Origin of the sequence: Octadecabacter arcticus 238, assembly GCF_000155735.2 — a bacterium.
Taxonomy (GTDB): Bacteria; Pseudomonadota; Alphaproteobacteria; order Rhodobacterales; family Rhodobacteraceae; genus Octadecabacter; species Octadecabacter arcticus.
The window spans coordinates 2,949,269-2,964,412 of sequence record NC_020908.1 but is presented as its reverse complement, the minus strand read 5'-3'; the positions used below and the strand labels follow the sequence as shown (position 1 = coordinate 2,964,412).

Annotated in this window: 13 protein-coding genes and 4 pseudogenes; 10 read left to right on the top strand and 7 right to left on the bottom strand. The window is 54.9% G+C overall.

The genetic code is table 11. From position 1 onward, the window contains the following. Positions 1 to 18 precede the first annotated feature (18 nt). Entirely contained in the window at positions 19 to 1,800 is a 1,782-nt protein-coding gene (locus OA238_RS15315) for an SLC13 family permease (RefSeq protein WP_015495867.1), read from the top strand. Here OA238_RS15315 and OA238_RS15310 read toward each other — a convergent pair. The 5 genes and pseudogenes from OA238_RS15310 to OA238_RS15295 form a co-directional block, all read right to left on the bottom strand. After that, positions 1,797 to 2,543 carry a glutamine amidotransferase gene (locus OA238_RS15310; RefSeq protein WP_015495866.1) on the bottom strand — a complete coding sequence of 249 codons (747 nt, stop codon included), beginning with the start codon at positions 2,541 to 2,543 and terminating at the stop codon, positions 1,797 to 1,799. The genes OA238_RS15315 and OA238_RS15310 overlap by 4 nt on opposite strands. Further along, positions 2,540 to 3,139 (bottom strand): annotated as a pseudogene (locus OA238_RS15305) (SLC13 family permease); the annotation flags it as partial. The gene OA238_RS15310 and the pseudogene OA238_RS15305, both read right to left, overlap by 4 nt. An 8-nt stretch (positions 3,140 to 3,147) precedes the next feature. Continuing rightward, a complete protein-coding gene (locus tag OA238_RS34535) occupies positions 3,148 to 3,510 on the bottom strand; it encodes a transposase (protein WP_015494600.1) in 363 nt (120 codons plus the stop codon). Next, positions 3,507 to 4,226 (bottom strand): transposase, encoded by a 720-nt coding sequence (locus OA238_RS34530; RefSeq protein ID WP_275450467.1) that lies wholly within the window; start codon positions 4,224 to 4,226, stop codon positions 3,507 to 3,509. The genes OA238_RS34535 and OA238_RS34530 overlap by 4 nt, the downstream gene beginning before the upstream one ends. A gap of 39 nt (positions 4,227 to 4,265) precedes the next feature. Continuing rightward, the gene (locus OA238_RS15295; protein WP_044036943.1) at positions 4,266 to 4,739 is read right to left on the bottom strand and encodes a TrkA C-terminal domain-containing protein; all 474 of its coding nucleotides are present in this window, start codon (positions 4,737 to 4,739) and stop codon (positions 4,266 to 4,268) included. Positions 4,740 to 4,848: 109 nt separating this feature from the next. Here OA238_RS15295 and OA238_RS15290 point away from each other — a divergent pair. Then, a pseudogene (locus OA238_RS15290) lies at positions 4,849 to 5,076 on the top strand (ISL3 family transposase); the annotation flags it as partial. 35 nt (positions 5,077 to 5,111) lie between these two features. Here OA238_RS15290 and OA238_RS15285 read toward each other — a convergent pair. Further along, the gene (locus OA238_RS15285) at positions 5,112 to 6,179 is read right to left on the bottom strand and encodes an IS630 family transposase (RefSeq protein ID WP_015495865.1); all 1,068 of its coding nucleotides are present in this window, start codon (positions 6,177 to 6,179) and stop codon (positions 5,112 to 5,114) included. 89 nt (positions 6,180 to 6,268) lie between these two features. On the opposite strand from OA238_RS15285, the pseudogene OA238_RS15280 reads away from it, so the two are divergent. From OA238_RS15280 to OA238_RS30340, 4 genes and pseudogenes are all read left to right on the top strand, one after another. After that, positions 6,269 to 6,901 (top strand): annotated as a pseudogene (locus OA238_RS15280) (transposase); the annotation flags it as partial. A gap of 91 nt (positions 6,902 to 6,992) precedes the next feature. Next, positions 6,993 to 8,060 (top strand): IS630 family transposase, encoded by a 1,068-nt coding sequence (locus OA238_RS15275; protein ID WP_015495864.1) that lies wholly within the window; start codon positions 6,993 to 6,995, stop codon positions 8,058 to 8,060. Between the two features lie 18 nt (positions 8,061 to 8,078). Next, positions 8,079 to 8,462: a transposase gene (locus tag OA238_RS15270; protein ID WP_044036939.1), complete on the top strand. Its 384-nt coding sequence runs from the start codon at positions 8,079 to 8,081 to the stop codon at positions 8,460 to 8,462. Positions 8,463 to 8,510: 48 nt separating this feature from the next. After that, positions 8,511 to 9,574 (top strand): IS630 family transposase gene (locus tag OA238_RS30340; protein WP_085982726.1). Its coding sequence is split into 2 segments (ribosomal slippage): positions 8,511 to 9,015 and positions 9,015 to 9,574, totalling 1,065 coding nucleotides; the frame shifts between segments, so codons are not numbered across the junction. A 108-nt stretch (positions 9,575 to 9,682) separates the two neighbouring features. On the opposite strand, the pseudogene OA238_RS15255 reads toward OA238_RS30340, so the two are convergent. Further along, a pseudogene (locus tag OA238_RS15255) lies at positions 9,683 to 10,412 on the bottom strand (SLC13 family permease); the annotation flags it as partial. Between the two features lie 216 nt (positions 10,413 to 10,628). On the opposite strand from OA238_RS15255, the gene OA238_RS15250 reads away from it, so the two are divergent. From OA238_RS15250 to dnaG, 4 genes are all read left to right on the top strand, one after another. Next, a complete protein-coding gene (locus OA238_RS15250) occupies positions 10,629 to 11,384 on the top strand; it encodes a YebC/PmpR family DNA-binding transcriptional regulator (RefSeq protein WP_015495863.1) in 756 nt (251 codons plus the stop codon). 145 nt (positions 11,385 to 11,529) lie between these two features. Beyond that, positions 11,530 to 12,135 carry a LysE/ArgO family amino acid transporter gene (locus tag OA238_RS15245; protein WP_015495862.1) on the top strand — a complete coding sequence of 202 codons (606 nt, stop codon included), beginning with the start codon at positions 11,530 to 11,532 and terminating at the stop codon, positions 12,133 to 12,135. 18 nt (positions 12,136 to 12,153) lie between these two features. Further along, a complete protein-coding gene (locus OA238_RS15240) occupies positions 12,154 to 13,062 on the top strand; it encodes a DMT family transporter (protein WP_044036937.1) in 909 nt (302 codons plus the stop codon). 52 nt (positions 13,063 to 13,114) lie between these two features. Beyond that, positions 13,115 to 15,079, top strand: coding sequence for a DNA primase (gene dnaG / locus OA238_RS15235; protein ID WP_015495860.1), 1,965 nt, complete (start codon positions 13,115 to 13,117; stop codon positions 15,077 to 15,079). Positions 15,080 to 15,144: the final 65 nt, after the last annotated feature.

Below are 15,144 nucleotides of genomic sequence, written 5' to 3'. Positions count from 1 at the left end.
GGTTAAAGGAACACAAAAGTGGTCGAAATCTTCGCAATTTCACAAACCGGCGAGGCCATCCTTGCACTGATCGTGGTGGCGATCATGTTCGCGTTGTTTTTGCGCGAAACCTACCCGACTGAGGTCGTCGCGTTGGGCGGTGCTGCCGTCCTGTTGGCCATAGGGGTATTGCCTTACAATGAAGCGCAGGCAGTCCTGCAAAACTCGGCCCCATGGACAATTGCGGCGATGTTTATCGTGATGGGCGCGCTGGTGCGCACCGGGGCGTTGGACGTGCTTACGCGATTGGCTGAACGCTATGCGCGCACGCATCCCAAAGCTGCCGTTGTAGGGGTGATTTTGGCTGTTATGGGGGCATCGGCAATTATGAACAACACGCCCGTTGTGGTTGTTATGATACCTGTCGTCGTCCAACTCAGCAAAACCCTTGGCACCAAGGCGTCAAAGCTGCTGATTCCGCTTAGTTACGCGGCGATCATGGGCGGGTCGCTGACGCTGATCGGGACGTCGACGAACTTGTTGGTGGACGGTGTTGCGCGCAGCCAGGGGCTGGCGCCATTCGGCATATTTGAGATTTTGCCAATCGGTTTGGTCGTTTGTGCGTGGGGGCTGATTTACATGGGCATTTTTGCACCGCGCCTGTTGCCTGACCGTGACAGTATGGCCAGTATGTTGTCCGACCGGACTAAGATGAAATTTTTCACTGAAGCTGTTATCCCACCTGATAGCAACCTTATCGGGCGCGATGTGCTGGACGTACAATTGTTCAAGCGCGATGGAGTGCGATTGATCGACGTGGTGCGTGGTGATGCATCGCTGCGTCGCAATCTTAAGGTCGTTCAGCTGGCTGTGGGTGATCGCGTCGTGTTGAAGACCGAAATGACGGAGCTGTTGTCCCTGCAACAGACCAAGGATCTGCGCCGCGTCGATCAGGTGTCCGCTGTGGAAACCCAAACGGTCGAGGTTTTGATCACACCAGGTTGCAAGATGATCGGGCGCACGATGGCGTCGTTGCGACTGCGCCGGCGCTACGGTGTGTATGTGCTGGCCGTTCATCGGCGTAACCAGAACATCGGCAGCAATCTGGACGCTCTTGTGGTGTGTGTGGGCGACACCCAGTTGCTTGAAGGTGCGCCCGAAGACATTGCCCGTCTCGCCACTGAAATGGACATGGTTGACGTGTCCCACCCGTCCGCACGCGCGTTCCGGCGCGGGCACGCCCCGATTGCCATTGCCGCGTTGACTGGCATCGTCACGCTGGCCGCATTAGACGTCGCCCCGATCCTGATGCTGGCGGTGATCGCTGTCGCCATTGTTTTGCTGACCGGCTGCATTGATGCGGACGAGGCGTTCAGTTTTATCGACGGGCGATTGTTGGCTTTGATATTTTCGATGCTGGCGGTCGGGGCAGCGTTACAGAATTCCGGTGCCGTGTCGCTGATCGTTGATGCGATATCGCCAAGCCTGAACGGATTGCCGCCATTCCTTGTTATTTTCTGTGTGTTTCTGCTGACGACGATCCTGACCGAGATCGTGTCAAATAATGCGGTTGCGGTGATCATGACGCCGATCGCGATCTCGCTTGCGACCGCTTTGGGGGTCGATGCGCGTCCGCTGGTGGTGGCGGTGATGATCGCGGCGTCGTGCGCGTTTGCTACGCCCATTGGCTATCAAACGAACACGCTGGTCTATGGTCCGGGCGGCTACAAGTTTAGCGACTTTATGCGCGTGGGTATTCCGCTGAACCTGTCGATGAGCGTTATTGCCTCTGCGATGATCCCTTTGATCTGGCCGCTTTAGCGGTACCGCGTCACAAAGTTGCGCAGGATGTCGGCCGCATAAGTCACGTCCGCGGCTTTGACCATGTCCGTCAACGCCGCCGCCTCGTCTGGTGGAAAATAGCCTTTGTCTTTGTAGATGCGGATTCGCGTGGCAAAGCCCGCGCCGTCTGCTTCGGGATGGAATTGCGTCGCGTAGACGTTTGATTTGTAACGGATCATCTGAAACGGGCAAACATCGCCGGACAGCAAATGAGTGGCATCGGCGGGGAGGTTTTGCACGGCCTCTTTGTGGCCGACAAACGCATCGAACTGGTCGGGAAAACCGTCCAGCAGCGGGTCGCGTTTGCCGTCTGGCGTCACGGTGCAGGTCGCCGCACTCACGGCTTCGCCGTAGCGCTCCTTTGACACGGTGGCACCGAGGTGATGGGCAAGGATGCCGATGCCATAACAGCACCCCATAAACGGCAGGTCAGCTGCGGTAATCTGCGGCATCAGCGACAGGCACGCGGCCTCTGCGCGGGCGTCTGTTGTTGTCTTGTCATGTGGCGCATCAGACACGTACCCCGGGCCGCCGCCGACGATGGTTCCGGCATAGTCCAAAAGGTCGATGTCGGGAAGCGTATCGCGGTCAAGGCGGATGCGTCTGGTTTGATCCGCGGCGAGCCCACCTTTGCGCAGAATGGCACTGTATTCATCGTCTGACGCTTCGGTTTCGGGGCGCAGTTGCAGGATCAGAAATGGTTTCACTGCGCGGCCCATCATAGCGGCCAGAACACAAGAATTGCAGGAACAGACACCGCAACAATAAGGATTTCGAGCGGCAGGCCCATGCGCCAATAATCGCCAAACGAATACCCCCCCGGACCAAGGATCAGCGTGTTGTTTTTATGGCTAATCGGCGTCAGGAACGCGCTTGATGCGGCAACGGCGACGGCCATAAGAAACGGGTCAGGGGACACATCTAGCGACTGCGCCATCTGGATTGCGATAGGGGCGGCGACGATGGTGGTGGCGGTGTTGTTGAGCACGTCAGACAGGGTCATCGTGACGACCATTAACACCGTCAGGATCATCCACGGCGCAAGTTCGCCCGTCAGATCAAGCAGCGCGCCTGAGATCAGTTCAGTGCCGCCGAACGTTTCCAACGCAGCGCCAAGCGGAATCATCGAGCCGAGCAGCACGACCACGGGCCATTCGATGTGGGTGTAAAGTTCGGAAAGCGGAACGATCTTGGCCAAAACATAGGCCACGACCACAAGGCCAAGGGCAATCGGCAGGTAGACAATTCCGAAACCGGCCAAGGCCACGGCACCGGCAAAAAGACCAATGGCGAGCCAGACTTTGGAGTTTTCAGTCACAGCCCATACTACACGACTCTTGTGATTATGGGTGGAATTAGTATCCACGGTGAGACAGCGGCGTTTGGGTCTGACCTGAGCAGTTTACGGAGCTGATCGAAGCCAATTCGAAAGAATGACTTTGCAAAATATCCGTGTTTTTTCCGCTTCATTTCCCCGCCTCCAATAAGCTTTGTGGCGGTTTTAGATGCCCATGCAACCGCGAGCGCAACGAGACCTAAAAGAAGCTCAAGTTTTTGGGAGATGGTTAGTCGTGTGTCTTCAAGATTGAAGCCGCGTGTCTTTGTGTCGCCAAAGAGGCTCTCAATGGCCCATCTTTTCTTGTAGGTGGCGAGGGCCCGATGTGCGGGCCGGTTAGAGACGACGATCAAAAGCTCACCCCCTTGATGCGCTTTGCAGCAAAGCTAAACCACGTGGCCTCCCCCAAATTGTTGCCTCCAAATCGGGCATCAAAGTTGCGCTTACCGCGACAGGTGCGCAACAAGGTGCTTAGATTTTGCGTTTTCCCGTCCTGTGTGGTCACAAGTTGGTTTGCTTTGATACGGATGACAAATGGGACGTTGTTTTTATGAAGAAAATCCAACCATTGTGCTCCAATGAATTCCCGGTCCGCTAACAAGAACTTGATGGTGGAGACCTCAAACACCGACAGATAACGTTTCATCAAGGCAATGCGCTGAGCAGTATCGCTGTTCCCTGCACGCCCCAAAACGCTCCACATCAACGGAATACGGTGGCGGCGTGTGACAATGGCTAAGACCAAGAAGTTGACATGGCGTTGGCCAATTTTCCAATTTGTTCGGTCCAAGCATAAATGCCAGGTGGGGCCAGAACCAATCATTTTAACAAGCAAGGGGGCCGCCCAATCCGAGCCAAGATCAACATGCTGGAAAAAGCGTTGTAGGCGACGGTAGGTGCTTTCAACCTTGCTATCGGTAGGAAACTCACAGGCCAGATGGCTCAAATTTACCGTCCGGGCATTCACCATTCCCATGATCAAGAGGCACATCGTTTCAAGGCGACTGTTGCTCAACTCTAAATGGGGGGATAACCTCTTCTTGAGGGTCGTCAGGGCTTTCGTGATCATCCGTGGAACCTTTTTTAGCGATAAGAGTCCGCTCCTAAATCACCTTCTGACACCCTCAACCACCCTACTGTCGTGTAGTATGGTCACCGCCACACCGCGATCTGCCAGCGGCAGGCAGTCGAGCCATTCAATGACGTCGTTGGCGGCGTCTTGCGGGGCAAGCAGCAGCAAAATATCGCCCGCCTCGATCACCGTTTTGCGCATCCGGGATTTGACGGTTTTGCCTTTGCGCGACAGCCCCATCAGGACGGTACGTTGGCGCCAAGCAAGGCCGATCGCCTCAGCTGTTTTTCTGGTGATGCGGGAACTTTCGGTCGCGACGACCTCGATGACGGTCAATCCTTCAGAGGCACCGGATAAGAATTCCTCACGTTTGGAATCGGTAAAGTCGAGGTTCAGGGCGGCACGAAATTCGCCAAGCGCTTCGGGGGCGGCTTCGATGACAAGCGTGTCTTGGCCCTGTAAAATATTGTTCGTTGCCGTGCCGTATTGGGTTTTGCCTTTGCGGATCAAGCCAAGGATCGCAAGGCTCTTCTCCGCTTTGTTGAGTAAGAAAAGATGCCGACCATCAAGTAACCTATTGATATGTTAGGTTTCTGACAACTTTTCATAGGGCAGGTATATGACCATCGACATCTCGCAACAGATTTTACGCCTGAAGGGGCAACGTGTAAATGAAATTGAGCTGGCTGAAGACTGTGCGAAGGTTATTGTTCAGTGCAGTCGGGATGCCCGCAGGAGCGCTATAGACCCTGCAACCGGCAAGAAGGGTAGCATCAACCAACATATTCGCCGACAAGTAAACGACATCCCGTTTTTTGGGTATCCTTGTGTGATTGAGATTGAGCTATACTCCCGCGCCTGAATTGACCTGAGGTTTTCCCCTCAAATCACTTTGTATTCCTTGAGCGATATGACGCGGAAGTTGTCGGTGACGGTGTCGCGGAACTCTGGCCATTTTTCTGGCAGGGTCTTGCGGAAGAAGTCGAAAATGGCCTCTGTGAATTGGTTGAACGTTGCATAGTGCCGATTGTGGGTGACCCATTTGTGCATAACACCCCAAAGACGCTCGATCGGGTTGAGGTGCGGGGCATATGCTGGCAAGAAATGCAACTTCACCCGACGTTCTGGGCTGTCCAGCCATGGCTGTAGTATCTTGGCATGATGATAGCGGGCATTGTCGACAAAGACGTGGATGGCCGTCTTGGTTTGGTTGTTGCGTTCCAACTTTTCCAGCATCTGTCGGGTTGTCTGGGCATTGATCTTCTCGCCTTCCACAAAGGTGAACTGGAAAGTCTCAAGGTCAAGCGCGCCCTGAATGTTGAGCCGCTTGCGCCCTGATGTCGCCTTCAGGGCCGTCTTTTGTCCCTTGGGGAACCAACCATGGGCGGGGCGGCTCTGGTGTTCGGGGTGGACAGCGTCCGAAAAGACAACCATCTCATCTGCGGCCAACCCGTTCATCAGGGCCTCATATTTGGCAATAAACGCAGCCTGCTTGGCTTCATCGGCCTGTGCAGGCAGCAATTGTGGTTTCTTATACGCGAACCTCAGGCGGCGCATCAGCTTGGCGGCTCCCGACGTGCTGTAGTTTTGGTCGCACTCGGCTAGAACATAGGCACAGACCTCATCGGCATTGCGGGCAGGCTGCGCGGTGAAATGGGCTCTCACCGCCTGCTCTTGCACGACGGACAAATGACCCTGACGCTGGCTGTAGTCCTTCAGACCGAAAAACGATAGTCCCGCACCGGCAAAGGTAAATCGCCACTCCGTCAAAACTGTCGGGCCAATATCCAAAATCCGGCAAACCGTTCCGGCGTCTTCTCCTGCGTCCAAAAGAAGAAACGCGCGCGCCCGTTTCCAAACAAGGGCGTCAACTTTGCGGCGGCGGCAAAGCGCTTCAAGTGCTATGCGCTGCTCGTCGGATAAGGAGACTGTTTTGTATTGCTTGCTCATAAACTCAAAATACAGACTGAACCGCCTTTGGCCATGCGACGAAGTGAATCGCAGGCCCAAAATCGTCAGGTCAATTCAGGCGCAGGAGTATAGCGCAGGTTTTTATTAGCAAGGGTGAGCGCCGCATTGAGGCGTGTCCTTTTGTTGATAAAGGGTGCCGTTTCACCCATCGATTTTGCCATCTTATCAGTGGATTGTGCCGTCATTTATCCATTCTGGCTGTCTCCAGGCATTTAGGTATACGATGGGAGACGGTAAAGAATATCGACAAGGCATACCTGATGGAAACGCTCCCTGCGCTTGATCCCGCACAGCTTGCTGGCTTGGAATACATTGGTGTCGATGAAGTGGCCCGGGCGAAAGGTCATGACTATATGACGGTGGTCTACGATATGGTCGGAGGGCATCTGATCTGGGTGGAAGCCGGTCGAACTGCCGAAGTTTTTTCAAGGTTTTTGAAACAGCTGCAGCCAGATACAGCCCATAAAATAAAGGCCGTGTCGATGGATATGGGGCCTGCCTACCAAAAGCCTGTCAGGGAGTCCTTGCCGATGGCCGACATCGTATTTGACCGTTTCCACGTCATGAAAAACTACAGCAAGGCTATCCATAATCAGCGTCGCCTTGAGTTCAGGAAGGCCGATCCAAGTGGTAAAGAGTTGATGAAGGGCACGCATTATCTGTTGCTCAAAAATGCGGATAAGTTGAATGAAAAACAAAGTATACTCCTGCGCCTGAATTGACCTGACGATTTTGGGCCTGCGATTCACTTCGTCGCATGGCTAAAGGCGGTTCAGTCTGTATTTTGAGTTTATGAGCAAGCAATACAAAACAGTCTCCTTATCCGACGAGCAGCGCATAGCACTTGAAGCGCTTTGCCGCCGCCGCAAAGTTGACGCCCTTGTTTGGAAACGGGCGCGCGCGTTTCTTCTTTTGGACGCAGGAGAAGACGCCGGAACGGTTTGCCGGATTTTGGATATTGGCCCGACAGTTTTGACGGAGTGGCGATTTGCCTTTGCCGGTGCGGGACTATCGTTTTTCGGTCTGAAGGACTACAGCCAGCGTCAGGGTCATTTGTCCGTCGTGCAAGAGCAGGCGGTGAGAGCCCATTTCACCGCGCAGCCTGCCCGCAATGCCGATGAGGTCTGTGCCTATGTTCTAGCCGAGTGCGACCAAAACTACAGCACGTCGGGAGCCGCCAAGCTGATGCGCCGCCTGGGGTTCGCGTATAAGAAACCACAATTGCTGCCTGCACAGGCCGATGAAGCCAAGCAGGCTGCGTTTATTGCCAAATATGAGGCCCTGATGAACGGGTTGGCCGCAGATGAGATGGTTGTCTTTTCGGACGCTGTCCACCCCGAACACCAGAGCCGCCCCGCCCATGGTTGGTTCCCCAAGGGACAAAAGACGGCCCTGAAGGCGACATCAGGGCGCAAGCGGCTCAACATTCAGGGCGCGCTTGACCTTGAGACTTTCCAGTTCACCTTTGTGGAAGGCGAGAAGATCAATGCCCAGACAACCCGACAGATGCTGGAAAAGTTGGAACGCAACAACCAAACCAAGACGGCCATCCACGTCTTTGTCGACAATGCCCGCTATCATCATGCCAAGATACTACAGCCATGGCTGGACAGCCCAGAACGTCGGGTGAAGTTGCATTTCTTGCCAGCATATGCCCCGCACCTCAACCCGATCGAGCGTCTTTGGGGTGTTATGCACAAATGGGTCACCCACAATCGGCACTATGCAACGTTCAACCAATTCACAGAGGCCATTTTCGACTTCTTCCGCAAGACCCTGCCAGAAAAATGGCTAGAGTTCCGCGACACCGTCACCGACAACTTCCGCGTCATATCGCTCAAGGAATACAAAGTGATTTGAGGGGAAAACCTCAGGTCAATTCAGGCGCGGGAGTATAACAAGCTGCAAACGTTGCTGGAGAGCAATAGCAACCTGAATACGCTTTACGTCTTAAAAGAACAGCTTCAGGCTCTGTGGAGCGCCCCATCATTTGAGGGGATGTCAGAGCAACTGGAAAATTGGTGCCTGATCGCAGATCAGTCACACATGCTCTATCTGAAAAAGTTCGCAAAATCCCTAAGAAAACATTGTGTGGGCATATGCAACTACGCGAAACACAAGCTGACAAGCGCCAGGATAGAGGCTGGTAATGTCAGTATAGGAATGATCCGCAAACGAGCCAGGGGCATCAGGGATACCGAATACTTCAAACTCAAAATTATACCAGCGGCCAGAATATCTGACTCATTTATTTGGTTTTAAGTTTTGGTAAACTCTGAATCAATATTCTCCATAGATTGGGAGGTGCTCATGGGTGGAGCCATAAAAATTACGCGCACGGATATGTCTGCGAAAGATTTGCGCCGTGCGGCAAAGCGAACCAAGGATGGGCGGGTTGTACGGCGACTACTGGCCATAGCGCTGGTGCTTGATGGGGTGGATCGTGAAACGGCTGCCCGCAGCAGTGGTATGGATCGACAAACACTTCGGGATTGGGCGCATCGCTTTAACGCAGAAGGCATTGAGGGGTTATCGGATCGGAATGGCAAGGGGGCAAAACCACGGTTGTCGCCCAAGCAACAGGCGCAATTTGTGGCGTGGGTGGAGGCCGGGCCCGACCCAGTAAAAGATGGCGTAGTACGATGGCGTTGTGTCGACTTGCAGGCTCGTGTTGAAGAGGAGTTCGACGTGAAACTGCATGTGCGTACGATTGGGAAATATCTAACCAAGCATGGCTTTCGCCGCCTGTCTGTGCGTCCAGAGCATCCGAAAACTGATCGCGAAGCGCAGCAGACTTTTAAAAAAACTTTACCAGCCTCGTAAACGATACTCTGCCAGAACATGCAAAGGGGAAGCCTCTTGAGGTATGGTTCCAAGATGAAGCCCGCGTTGGACAACAGGGGACACTCACCCGTAAATGGGCCAAGCGTGGAACTCGCCCGCGCGCACCCCGTGATATACGCTTCAAATGGAGTTATATCTTTGGTGCCGCTTGTCCCGCACGTGGTACCGCCGCAGGTCTCGTCCTGCCCTACGTCAACGCCGAGGCTATGGGGCTGCATCTTGATGAGATCGCAAAAGCTGTCGCACCCGGCTCACATGCCTTGCTGATTGTTGATGGGGCGGGGTGGCATGGCGCAAAATGTTTGCAGGTGCCAGATAAAATTACTCTCGTTAAGCTGCCACCGTATTCACCCGAACTGAACCCCATGGAAAACGTCTGGGCTTATCTGCGAGCCAATAAACTCGCAATCACAGTTTTCGACACCTATGACGAAATACTCGACAAATGTGCACAAGCTTGGAACTTCTTTGCGAACGACCCAGAGCGAATAAGTTCAATCACAGATCGAGAATGGGCAAGGGTCACTTAATTCGGCCGTTGGTATAAGACAATCATCCATCCCAGATAATCAATCTATGTTCTATTTGAAATCCTAGAATAACTCAACAAAGCGAAGAAGAGCCGATCGCAACATCATTTTTTTAGCTATTTCATAGAGTTCAGAGACGCGTTTGCCGATATATTTGCTGTCAGTGGGAACGGTAAGTTCGGCCAGATAATCGGTGTAGCTGTCCAGTGTGGCGCCGGCCTGTTTGCTGTCTTGCGCAGGGATTAGGCGCCAACCGATGAACGCTACGAACAACAGGCCCGCGATAGCAGAACGATGCCAACGGGGGCGAAGTCGAACATCTTGAACGGTTCGCCAAGGGTTTCTTCGCGGATCGAGGCAATTATGATATTGGGGGGTGTTCCGATCAGGGTCGCCATGCCGCCTAGGATGGTGGCGAACGACAGCGGCATCAGCGACAAGCCGGGGGGCGGCCCGCTTTTCGTGCGGTTTGAATGTCCACTGGCATCAACAATGCAAGGGCCGCAACGTTGTTCATGAATGCCGACAACACCCCACCAATGGCCCCCATAATAGCGATGTGTGTACCCAAACTGCGAGATGCATCCACCAGTGTACGGGTGATCAGATAGACCGCACCCGAGCGCACCAGACCCGCCGAGACGACCAGCACCAAGGCGACGATAATTGTGGCCGGATGACCGAAGCCGGAAAAGGCGTCTTTGGTTGGAACCACACCCAAAACCACGCCGCCAAGCAGGGCAGAGAAGGCCACAAGGTCATAGCGAAAACGCCCCCAGAGAAGCAGACCAAAGACTGCGCCAAAGAGAGAAAAGAGGATGATTTGATCTGATGTCATGAAGGATGTGTAGCGCGTGTAGCCAAGGGCGAAAACCGTGTTTTTCTGCGCGACACATCGCGTACACAAGCTGTACACAACCTGTACATACACGAGGCATACTGCGGGTGCAGAATTTCGGGTGTCTTGTGCCGATTTCAGACGGGATTGCAGGACCGCGCCAGTCTGCCCTATAGAGGGCGACGAAAAGACAATTGAACTCACGGGAGAAGACCCATGGCAGGCCATTCAAAATGGGCGAATATTCAGCACCGTAAAGGACGCCAAGACAAGTTGCGCGGCAAGTTGTTCAGCAAGCTGTCAAAGGAAATCACCATTGCGGCCAAGATGGGCGATCCCGACCCGGACCACAATCCGCGTCTGCGCATGGCCATCAAAGAGGCCAAGGTCCTGTCGATGCCGAAAGACAACATCGACCGCGCGATCAAGAAAGCCATTGGCGGCGACGCAGAGAATTACGACGAAATCCGCTATGAGGGCTATGGCCCTGGCGGGGTTGCCGTGATCGTTGAGGCGATGACCGACAACAAGAACCGCACGGCGTCCACGGTGCGGTCCACGTTTTCCAAGGCGGGCGGTAATCTGGGTGAAACCGGGTCCGTGGGCTTCATGTTCGATCGCAAGGGGCAGGTTATCTATCCGGCATCGGTTGGCGACGATGACACCGTGATGATGGCGGCCATCGAGGCGGGTGCGGAAGATGCACAAAGCGATGAAGACGGCCATGTCATTATCTGCGCGGACAGCGATCTTAATGACGTGTCCAACGCGCTTGAGGCCAATTTGGGTGAAAGCTTTTCAACCAAGCTGATTTGGCAGCCCAACATTCAGTCCGAACTGGACCTTGAAGGTGTGGAAAAGCTGATGCGTCTGGTTGAGGCATTGGAAGACGACGATGACATCCAGTCTGTCACCACCAATATGGATGCATCCGATGAGGTCATGCAGGCCTACGCCGACAGCGAAGATTGATTTGATTGAAGCGGCTTGCGCCGCTGCAGGATCATTTGATCGCTTGGTGGGCGTGAGCCAATCACGGCGGGGGTAGCGTGCGTTTTGACGTGCGCCTCCGGCGGGGATATTTTTAAAGCAAAGACGTTAAAAAGAGGGTCGGGCGATGCTGAGTGCGTATTTGAACGGCTTTGGCGTCGCGTTTTCGTTGATTTTGGCGATCGGGGCGCAGAACGCGTTTATTTTGAAACAAGGGTTGCGGCGTGAACATGTGTTGGCGGTTGTTCTGGTCTGTGCGTTGTCGGATGCGATCCTGATCACGGTCGGGGTATCCGGCTTTGCGGCGTTGACTGAAAGTTTACCGAGCCTTGCGCCGGTGATGCTCTGGCTTGGGGCGGCATTTTTGTTTGGCTATGGCGCGGTGAGTTTCTGGCGGTCGTGGCAGGGCGGTGCAGCACTTGATCCGGCGACAGGTGCGGGGACGTCGCTTAAGGGGGCAGTGCTATTTTGTCTCGCCATTACGTGGCTTAATCCGCATGTTTATTTGGACACGTTGGTGTTGATCGGATCAATTGCTTCGCGGTTCGAGGGGGCTGAGGTCGGGTTTTGGGCTGGCGCGGTCACGTCATCGTTTGCGTTTTTCGCAGCACTTGGGTTCGGTGCACGGATGTTGGCGCCAGTGATGGCGCGACCGGCTGCGTGGCGGGTTTTGGAAGGGGTGATCGGTTGTGTGATGTGGGCCATTGCTTTGGGGTTGATCTTCAGAGGATAGCGGCGTCTTGTGCGCGATATGGCATCAATAGACTCCGGCCAAAATCAACCCGTTACTGGTGTCATCTGGATGGTCCTCACGGGCCTGAATTTCGTCGCCGTTACCGCGATTGTAAAACACATCGGCAACGATGTTCCCGCCGCGCAAAGCGCGTTTTTGCGGTATTTTTTGGGTTTGGTGTTCTTGATCCCGATGATCCGGCCAATTCTGGCAGCACATCTGACAAAGCGGCAGCTAAAACTGTTTATCGCGCGCGGGGTCGTGCATACGATTGCTGTGATCTTGTGGTTTTTCGCCATGGCACGGATCCCGATCGCGGATGTGACGGCGATGAATTATCTGTCGCCGGTCTACGTGACGTTGGGGGCAGCTTTGGTGTTGAAAGAGGCTTTGCCGCCACGCAGGTTGGCTGCTGTCATAATCGCGCTTGTGGGCGCGATTGTCATCCTGCGGCCCGGATTTCGCGAAATTGACCACGGGCATATTGCCATGCTCGGCACAGCGTTGATGTTTGCGGCAGGATATTTGATCGCCAAGCAGCTGAGCGGTGAGGTAAGCGCCGCGGTTGTCGTGGGCATGTTGTCGAGCACGGTCACGATCGGGCTGGCGCCATTTGCCTGGGCTGTCTGGGTACCTGTCGCGTGGAGCGATATCGGCTGGCTGTTTTTGGTCGCGTGTTTTGCCACGGCGGGACATTATACGATGACATTGGCCTTTGCCGCCGCCCCCCTGACGGTGACGCAGCCGGTTACGTTCCTGCAATTGATTTGGGCCGTGGCGATGGGGGCTTTGGTGTTTAACGAACCTGTCGACGGCTGGGTGGTGTTTGGCGGTGCGATTATTATGGCATCGATTAGTTTCATCACATGGCGTGAGGCATTGGCCAAGCGGCGGATTACGCCAACGGCACATCAAACCAAAGGGTAGTTCTGGTCGCGGGCCTCTCGACTCTTGCGACCAGAGCCCCAATATAGATCGCATGTCATTGCCACCGGGATTTCTTGATGAGTTGCGCACGCGGCTGTCCATTGGACAGGTCGTTGGGCGCAAAGTTATGTGGGATCAGCGCAAGTCGAACCAAGGCAAAGGCGATCTTTGGGCGCCGTGCCCGTTCCACCAAGAAAAATCCGCCAGTTTTCACGTCGATGACCGCAAGGGATATTACTATTGCTTTGGCTGTCACGCCAAGGGAGATGCGATTTCTTTTGTGCGCGAGACTGAGAACGTTAGCTTTATGGAAGCGGTCGAGATCTTGGCCGTTGAGGCGGGGATGCCCGTGCCCAAGCGCGATCCGCAAGCGCAGGCGAAATCGGATCGCCGCACGTTGCTCGCTGAGGTGATGGAGCAGGCGGTGCAGTTTTACCGGCTGCAGTTGAAGGCGGGTGCGGGGGCAGAGGCGCGCGATTATCTGGCGGGGCGCGGGCTGAGCGAGGCGGCGTTGGAGCGTTGGGAGATCGGGCTGGCGCCGCAAGGATGGCAAAACCTGTGGGACCATTTGAGCGGCAAGGGTGTGGCGGAGGATCTGATCCTCGGCGCGGGTCTGGGCAAACCATCTAACCAGGGCAAAAAGCCCTACGATACATTCCGGCATCGCATTATGTTCCCGATCCGCGATGCACGCGGGCGTGCGATTGCATTTGGCGGCCGCGCGATGGACCCGAACGACAACGCCAAATATCTGAATTCGCCCGAGACTGAACTGTTCGACAAAGGCCGCAGTTTGTACAATTTCGCCCCCGCACGTGAAGCGGCGGGAAAGGGGCAGCCGTTGTTGGTGGCTGAGGGGTACATGGACGTGATCGCGCTGGTTGAGGCCGGATTTGGGGCCGCCGTCGCGCCGTTGGGCACTGCGGTGACAGAAACCCAATTGCAGATGATGTGGCGGATTGCGCCCGAACCTGTGATCACGCTTGATGGTGATGTGGCGGGCCAACGCGCGGCGATGCGGGTAATCGATCTGGCGCTGCCGCTGCTTGAGGCGGGACAATCGGTGCGCTTTGCGATGATGCCCGACGGCCAGGACCCTGACGATTTGCTGAAATCTGCGGGCGCAGGCGCGATGCGTGAGCGGGTTGAGGGCGCTTTGCCGATGGTGCAACTGCTGTGGCAACGCGAGGTTGAGGGCAAGAATTTCGACAGCCCCGAACGCAAAGCCGCGCTTGATAAATCACTGCGCGAAAAGATTATGTTGATCAAAGATCCGTCCATTCGCAGCCATTACGGGCAGGCGATCAAGGATATGCGCTGGGAGCTTTTTGGAAATAATCGCAAGGCTTTCAACGGTGGGGGCACTGGCCAGCAGCGCGGAAAATGGCTGCCCAAAGGCGCCAAACTGCCAGCGCAGATGAGCACGAAGGCGTCCCTTTTAGGCGGTGGGCCGTCATCCGAGGACCATTTGCGTGAGGCTGTAATTCTTGCCGTTCTAATACGGAATCCCTTGATTTTGAATGATTTCCACGGCGCACTTGAACGGATGATTTGTTCCGGCCCTGACATCGCCATGTTGCGCGATGCGCTGCTTATGGTGGAGCCGCAAGTTGATCTTGAAGCGATTTTGGCGTCTGAAATTGGCGACGCGCCCCTTGTAAAGCTATTTGCGCAGGCACACGTGACGATAACGCCAGCCGTGCGCCGCCCCGACAATGGTGAACTTGCGCGGATGTGTCTGGCTGAAGAAATTGCCAAATTAACCGCGCGTCGTGGACACGCCCATGAGGTTCAAGATGCTATCGACGAAATGAATTCCGATGTGGCTGATGAACGCCTGACGACGCGATTGGCGCAGTCCATCGCCGCGATGAACAACGCAGGCCGACAGGACGGGAATGACAGTGCAGAATACGACACCGCAGACAGTGGTGCGCGAATCAAGAAAGACGAACGAAGTGCATTTGATGCACTTTTAGACCGAATCAGCTTTGCCAAACAGGACAAAGGGCACTAAGTCCTTTGCAACAACCATAAAAATAAGCCATTTGAGGCATTGCGAATCAACCAAAGGGTTGGTTG

Coding starts and splice junctions, on each gene's coding strand:
- OA238_RS15310 (WP_015495866.1), bottom strand. CDS start 2,543: ATGATGGGCCGCGCAGTGAAACCATTTCTGATCCTGCAACTGCGCCCC.
- OA238_RS34530 (WP_275450467.1), bottom strand. CDS start 4,226: ATGATCACGAAAGCCCTGACGACCCTCAAGAAGAGGTTATCCCCCCAT.
- OA238_RS15285 (WP_015495865.1), bottom strand. CDS start 6,179: ATGAGCAAGCAATACAAAACAGTCTCCTTATCCGACGAGCAGCGCATA.
- OA238_RS15275 (WP_015495864.1), top strand. CDS start 6,993: ATGAGCAAGCAATACAAAACAGTCTCCTTATCCGACGAGCAGCGCATA.
- OA238_RS15250 (WP_015495863.1), top strand. CDS start 10,629: ATGGCAGGCCATTCAAAATGGGCGAATATTCAGCACCGTAAAGGACGC.
- OA238_RS15245 (WP_015495862.1), top strand. CDS start 11,530: ATGCTGAGTGCGTATTTGAACGGCTTTGGCGTCGCGTTTTCGTTGATT.
- OA238_RS15240 (WP_044036937.1), top strand. CDS start 12,154: ATGGCATCAATAGACTCCGGCCAAAATCAACCCGTTACTGGTGTCATC.
- dnaG (WP_015495860.1), top strand. CDS start 13,115: ATGTCATTGCCACCGGGATTTCTTGATGAGTTGCGCACGCGGCTGTCC.